6 protein-coding genes are annotated in these 6,395 nt (G+C 64.4%); all 6 read right to left on the bottom strand.

Annotation, left to right across the window (positions count from 1 at the left end; translation table 11 throughout):
* Positions 1-292 precede the first annotated feature (292 nt).
* Complete coding sequence (gene cobA / locus AC1DYX_RS26060; protein WP_477264280.1) at positions 293-1,012, bottom strand: uroporphyrinogen-III C-methyltransferase; 720 nt, start codon at positions 1,010-1,012, stop codon at positions 293-295.
* A 96-nt stretch (positions 1,013-1,108) separates the two neighbouring features.
* Entirely contained in the window at positions 1,109-2,443 is a 1,335-nt protein-coding gene (locus AC1DYX_RS26055; protein WP_477264278.1) for a sulfate adenylyltransferase subunit 1, read from the bottom strand.
* Positions 2,443-3,381, bottom strand: a complete 939-nt coding sequence (cysD, locus tag AC1DYX_RS26050; RefSeq protein WP_477264276.1) for a sulfate adenylyltransferase subunit CysD — start codon at positions 3,379-3,381, stop codon at positions 2,443-2,445. Before cysD ends, AC1DYX_RS26055 begins: the two co-directional genes overlap by 1 nt.
* Before the next feature lie 41 nt (positions 3,382-3,422).
* Positions 3,423-4,142 carry a phosphoadenylyl-sulfate reductase gene (locus tag AC1DYX_RS26045; protein WP_477264275.1) on the bottom strand — a complete coding sequence of 240 codons (720 nt, stop codon included), beginning with the start codon at positions 4,140-4,142 and terminating at the stop codon, positions 3,423-3,425.
* An 18-nt stretch (positions 4,143-4,160) separates the two neighbouring features.
* Positions 4,161-4,739 (bottom strand): DUF934 domain-containing protein, encoded by a 579-nt coding sequence (locus AC1DYX_RS26040; RefSeq protein ID WP_477264273.1) that lies wholly within the window; start codon positions 4,737-4,739, stop codon positions 4,161-4,163.
* A partial coding sequence (locus AC1DYX_RS26035; protein ID WP_477264271.1) for a nitrite/sulfite reductase occupies positions 4,732-6,395 on the bottom strand: 1,664 nt, incomplete at its 5' end. The genes AC1DYX_RS26040 and AC1DYX_RS26035, both read right to left, overlap by 8 nt.

Genomic DNA, 6,395 nt, shown 5'->3' with positions numbered 1-6,395 from the left:
TCGCTCTTCCTTGTGTTCTTGATTTTCCCTAACCACTCCACACTCGCCTTGTTCATGCAGGGTCAAAGCCCTCGGATACCGTCCAGTGTTCAGCAATGGGGTGGGAGAGGTGAAGGGCTTAATCTACTACCACAAGGTCAATGCCTTCAGGGTGGGCACAAGCTGGTCTTCACCTCAGTTGATGGTAGCTAATCATCAACTCGTTCAAGATACAAGGGTGGGCACCACGTGCCCACGCGTGACGTTCGCGCCGCGTTGACGTTCGCGTGGGCACAGGGGTGCCCACCCTACCTCAGAGGGTCTGCTGCGGCCGATGCGCCATCGCCTCGCCGATCATGACGAGTACCGGGCCATGGGCCACGTCCAGGCCATGGGCGAGATCGGCCAGCGTGAGGCGGCGCACGTGCTGGTCGGGGCGGCTGCAGTTTTCCACGACGACGACGGGCAAGTCCGAGCGGCGGCCTTCGGCCAGCAGGCGTTCGGCCGTGCCGGCGGCTTCGCGGCCGCCCATGTACTGGACGAGCGTGTCGGTTTCGGGCAGCGCAGGATGTTCGGGCTGGTCCGGCGCCGTGCTGGACGTGAAGAAGGCGACGCTGCGCGCCACGCCGCGCTTGGTCAGCGGCTGCAGGGTGGCGGCCGCGGCGGCGACCGCGGTCGTGATGCCGGGGACCACTTCGACTGCGACGCCGGCTGCCTCGAGCGCGCGCAATTCCTCGTCGGCGCGGCCGAACAGCATCGGATCGCCGCCCTTCAGGCGCACGACGCGCTGGTAGCGCCGCGCGCATTCGACGAGTTTGTCGTTGATGACGGTTTGCGCCGTCGATCGCTGGCCGGAGCGCTTGCCGACGGCAATCAGCTCTGCCTGCGGACACAGGGCGAGCATTTCGGGGGTGACGAGGGCGTCGTACAGCACGACCTCCGCCTCCCCGAGCAGGCGCGCCCCGCGAACGGTAATGAGATCAGCAGCGCCGGGACCGGCTCCAACCAGATAAACTTTTCCCAGCCCAGCCATACCATCCCTTGTCTTTTGCGGTTTTAATAAGACCTTTTGCAGCGCATCAGGGCCTCGAAAATCCGACGCGCAGTAGGTTTATCGAGGCCCCAGCGGTTAAATACGGATCATACCTGCTGCGACCGTCTGATGGGTAACTTCATCGATCAGAATGAAGGCACCCGTTGCGCGGATCGCATCGTAGGCGTCGGCGGCCAGCGGCTGCTGCACGGCCAGTTCGATCCGGGCGATGTCGTTCAGCTTCAGGCCTTCGGCCGGGTTGTCCACAGTGCGGCGCGTCTGCGTGTTGACGTCGAGGACGGAATCGATCGCCTTGACCTTGGCCATCGTCTGGCGGGTGCCGTGCTTGATCCAGTACTTGCGGCGCACGTCCAGGGGCTCGTCGGCCATCCAGCACACGTCGGCTTTCACCTGCTTGAGCAGGGCGGCCGGCTGTTCGCTCGAGGCCAGCACGTCGCCGCGCGAGATGTCCACGTACTCGTTCAACGTCAGCGTGATCGACTGGCCGGCCACGGCCTGCTGCAGCGGGCCGTCGAACGTCAGGATCTCCTTGACGGTCGCGGTCTGGCCGGACGGCTGCACGACGATGTTCTCGCCCACGGCCACCTTGCCAGATTCCACGCGTCCCATGTAGCCGCGGAAGTCGTTGGCTTCATGGCCATTGTGGCGCGCGACCAGCTGCACGGGGAAGCGGAACGGCGCAGCGTGGGTCTCGTCGTAGACCGACAGGCCTTCCAGCAGCTCGATCAACGTGGGGCCTTCGTACCACGGCATGTTGTCGCCCTGTTCGACGACGTTGTCGCCGGCCAGTGCCGACAGCGGGATCGCGGTGATGTCCTTCAGGCCCAGCGTGTCCGCGAACCTGGTGTACTCGGCGACGATGCGGTCGTACACGGTGCGGTCGTAGTTCACGAGGTCCATCTTGTTGACGGCGACGATCACGTGCTCGATCTGCAGCAGCCTGGCGATCGTGGAGTGGCGCTTCGTCTGCACCAGCAGTTCCACCGAGCCGTCATCGCCCAGTTTCACTTTCGACACGTCGACGAGGATGATGACGGCGTCCGCGGTCGACGCGCCCGTCACCATGTTGCGGGTGTACTGCTCGTGGCCCGGCGTGTCGGCGATGATGAACTTGCGCTTCGGCGTCGCGAAATAGCGGTACGCGACGTCGATGGTAATGCCTTGCTCGCGTTCCGCTTCCAGGCCGTCCGTCAGCAGCGACAGGTCGATCGTGTCGCCCACGGTGCGCTTGTGCTTGGAGCGCGACACGGCGGCCAGCTGGTCGGCGAAGATGCCCTTGCTGTCGAACAGCAGGCGGCCGATCAGCGTGCTCTTGCCGTCGTCGACGGAGCCGGCGGTGATGAAGCGCAGCAGACCGGCCTGGCCGCTCTGGTCGTCGTTATGGTTCAGTTTGTCGGTCATGGCATTCATCAGAAATATCCTTGTTTCTTGCGCTTTTCCATCGAAGCTTCGGAGGTCTGGTCATCCATGCGGGTCGCACCGCGCTCGGTCACCTGGGTGATGGCCGTTTCGGCGATGATGTCGTCGACGGTCGCCGCATCGGATGCCACCGGGCAGGTGCACGAGATGTCGCCCACGGTGCGGAAGCGCACGACGCGGGTCTCGATTTCCTCGCCGTCGCGGGCCGGGGTCAGCGGCGTCAGCGGCACGAGCAGGCCGTTACGCGGGATCACCTGGCGCTCGTGCGCGAAATAGATCGGCGGCAGGGCCAGCTTTTCGCGGGCGATGTATTGCCAGACGTCGAGCTCGGTCCAGTTCGAGATCGGGAACACACGCATGTTCTCACCGGCGTGCACGCGGGTGTTATACAGGTCCCACAGTTCCGGACGCTGGGCCTTCGGATCCCACTGGCCGAATTCGTCGCGGAACGAGAAGATGCGCTCTTTCGCGCGGGCTTTTTCTTCGTCGCGGCGGGCGCCGCCGATGCAGGCATCGAAGCCGTGCTCGGCAATGGTTTCCAGCAAGGTCACGGCCTGGGCCGCGTTGCGCGAATCCGTCTGGGGGTTGCGCAGGCGGACGGTGCCTTTCTTGATCGAGTCCTCGACGGAGCCGACGATCAGGCGCTCGCCCAGTTCGGCGACGCGGGCGTCGCGGAAGGTGATGACTTCATCGAAGTTGTGGCCCGTGTCGATGTGCACGAGGGGGAACGGGAATTTGCCGGGGCGGAAAGCCTTCTCGGCCAGGCGCAGCAGCACCACGGAGTCCTTGCCGCCCGAGAACAGCAGGGCGGGGTTCGAGCATTCCGCCGCGACCTCGCGCATGATGTGGATGGCTTCGGATTCGAGTGCGTCCAGGTGGCGCGCGTTCACATCGGTGAGCGTGCGCGGGGTATCGGAAAGAGTCGTCATTGAGCTGTGCCTGTCGAAGTATTGTTGTAACGAGTACGTCATTAAGCCGGGGCTACGGATTTGATGCGGATAAGCTTGCCGTCCACGAGGTGCAGGCCACATTCCTTCGAGTCGGCGTTTTCCCACCACCAGCGGCCGGCGCGTACGTCTTCGCCGGGCTGGATGGCGCGGGTGCACGGTTCGCAGCCGATCGATGGATAGCCGCGGTCATGCAATTCGTTATAGGGGACGCTGTTGCTGCGGATGTATTCCCATACGTCTTCCTCGCTCCAGTCGGCCAGCGGATTGAACTTGACCATGCCGTGCGCGGCATCGTCTTCCTGCACGGCCAGCTCGGTGCGCGTCGCCGATTGCGAGCGGCGCTGGCCCGTGATCCATGCCTTGTTGCCGGCGAGGGCGCGGCCGAGCGGCTCGACCTTGCGCACGTAGCAGCAACTCTTGCGCATCTCGACGCTGTCGTAGAACGCGTTCAGGCCGTTCTTCGACACGTACTCGTCGACCAGTTCCTGCTTCGGCCGCATGACCTGGATGTCGTAGCCGTAATGGGCCTTGACCTTGTCGATCATGGCCAGCGTTTCCTTGTGCAGGCGGCCGGTCTCCAGCGAGAAGATGGTGATCGGCAGGCCGGCCTTGAGGATCAGGTCGGTCAGGACCATGTCCTCGGCCGCCAGGCTGGAAGCGAACACGGCGGGCGAGAAATCGCGCGCAATACGCTCCAGGATGCCGCGGGTTTCTTGCACCCGCGCGTTCAGGTCGCTCATGGGGTTTCCTGTCAGGGTTCAGATACCGGCGCCGACGTCGCTGAGTTCCGGCAGCGCGCCGCGCGGGTGGCGGCGGAACAGCGGCAGCGGGTTGTCGACGGATGCCTGGTAGGTCTCCGAGAAGACCGTCAGGCCCTTCAGTGCGTCATGGATGTTGCGGTCCTGGCGCGTCGCATAGGCGTTGAAGCCGCAGCGAGCCATCTGGAACAGCTGGTCGCGCAGCACGTCGCCGATCGCGCGCAGCTCGCCCTGGTAGCCGAGGCGCTTGCGCAGGTTGTAGGCGATCGAATAGCCGCGGCCGTCGGAGAACTTCGGGAAGTCGACGGCGACAACGGCGAACTGGCCGAGGTCGTCCTTGACCGCGTGCGCCAGCTCGTCGGAAGCGAACCAAACGCCCAGTTCGCCGCGCGCGGCGCGGGCGAGCAGCTGCTCGCGCTGCGCCAGCCATACCTTGACCGGGACGATGATCTTGCCGACCGGGACTTCCGCGGTCTCCGGCGTGCCGTCTTCCACGAGTTTCAGGACGCTCCAGTCGTCATCCACGACTTCGCGTTGCTTGATGATCTGCTTGTGCGAGTGCAATTCGAAATTAGGCATATTCGTCTTCCCCAACCTTGGCGCCGGCCGGGATCGGCGTGGCATAAACATGTTCCTTGAACGGCGCGACACCGAGGCGCTGCGCCACGTCGACGAAGCGTTCGCCTTCGACGCGGTTCTTCACGTAGACCTCGAGCAGGCGGCCGACGACTTCCGGCATCTGCGGTGCCGAGAACGACGGGCCGATGATCTTGCCGATGGCCGACTCATTGCCCTGGGCGCCGCCGATCGACACCTGGTACCACTCGGCGCCGTCCTTGTCCACGCCCAGCACGCCGATGTGGCCCACGTGGTGGTGGCCGCAGGCATTGATGCAGCCGGAGATGTTCAGTTCGATGTCGCCGATGTCGTGCTGGAAGTCCAGGTTGTCGAAACGCTCGGCGATGGCGGCTGCGATCGGGATCGACTTCGCGTTCGCCAGCGAGCAGTAGTCGCCGCCCGGGCACGAAATCATGTCGGTCAGCAGGCCGATGTTCGGCGTCGCGAGGCCGCGTGCCTTCGCCTGCTGCCAGATCTCGAACAGCTTCGATTGCTCGACGTCGGCCAGCACGAGGTTCTGCTCGTGCGTCACGCGCAGTTCGTTGAAGCTGTACTTGTCGGCCAGGTCGGCCACGAAGTCCATCTGCTCGGCGGTCGCGTCGCCCGGCGGCACGCCGGTCTTCTTGAGCGACAGCACGACGGATGCATAGCCCGGCACCTTGTGCGCCTTGACGTTGCGTTGCAGCCAGTTCGCGAACGCCTTGTCGGCGGCGTGCTGGGCACGGACATCGATGTTCGGCAGGGTGAGGTAGGGCTTCGGATCGAACCATTGCGCCACGCGGTCCAGCTCCTCGCGGGTCAGCGTTTCCGGGCCATCCTTCAGGTCGGCGAATTCGGCCTCGACCAGGCGCGCGAATTCCTCGGCGCCCACGGCTTTCACGAGAATCTTGATGCGGGCCTTGTACTTGTTGTCGCGGCGGCCGAACTGGTTGTACACGCGCATGATCGCTTCCGTGTACGTCAGCAGGTGCTGCCAGGGCACGAATTCATTGATCACGCTGCCGATGATCGGGGTACGTCCCAGGCCGCCGCCAACCATGAACTTGAAGCCGACTTCGCCCGCTTCGTTGCGCACGGCCGTCAGGCCGATGTCGTGGACGGCGATCGCGGCGCGGTCTTCCACGGCGCCGTTGATCGCGATCTTGAATTTACGGGGCAGGGCGATGAATTCCGGGTGGAACGTGCTCCATTGACGGATGAGCTCGGCGTACGGGCGCGGATCGACGATCTCGTCGGCGGCGACGCCAGCGAATTGGTCCGTCGTGGTGTTGCGAATGCAATTGCCCGACGTCTGGATCGCGTGCATCTCGACGGAGGCGAGGTCGCTCAGGATGTCCGGGGTCTGTTCCAGCTCGATCCAGTTGAACTGGATGTTCTGGCGGGTCGTGAAGTGGCCATAGCCGCGGTCGTACTTGCGGGCAATGTGCGCGAACATGCGCATCTGCGCGGTCGACAGCAGGCCGTAGGGCACAGCGATGCGCAGCATGTAGGCATGGCGCTGCATGTACAGGCCGTTCTGCAGGCGCAGCGGCAGGAATTCTTCTTCGGTCAGCTCGTCGGCGAGACGGCGCCGTACCTGGTCACGGTACTGGGCGATGCGTTCACGTACGATGAGAT

The organism is Massilia sp. P2_C2, from assembly GCF_056404615.1.
The sequence above is the reverse complement of the archived record's forward strand: the minus strand, read 5'-3'. Positions and strand labels throughout refer to the sequence as shown.

Excerpts from the sequence above, each read along its gene's own strand:
- cysD (WP_477264276.1), bottom strand. The coding sequence starts at position 3,381 with ATGACGACTCTTTCCGATACCCCGCGCACGCTCACCGATGTGAACGCG.
- AC1DYX_RS26055 (WP_477264278.1), bottom strand. The coding sequence starts at position 2,443 with ATGAATGCCATGACCGACAAACTGAACCATAACGACGACCAGAGCGGC.
- cobA (WP_477264280.1), bottom strand. The coding sequence starts at position 1,012 with ATGGCTGGGCTGGGAAAAGTTTATCTGGTTGGAGCCGGTCCCGGCGCT.
- AC1DYX_RS26045 (WP_477264275.1), bottom strand. The coding sequence starts at position 4,142 with ATGAGCGACCTGAACGCGCGGGTGCAAGAAACCCGCGGCATCCTGGAG.
- AC1DYX_RS26040 (WP_477264273.1), bottom strand. The coding sequence starts at position 4,739 with ATGCCTAATTTCGAATTGCACTCGCACAAGCAGATCATCAAGCAACGC.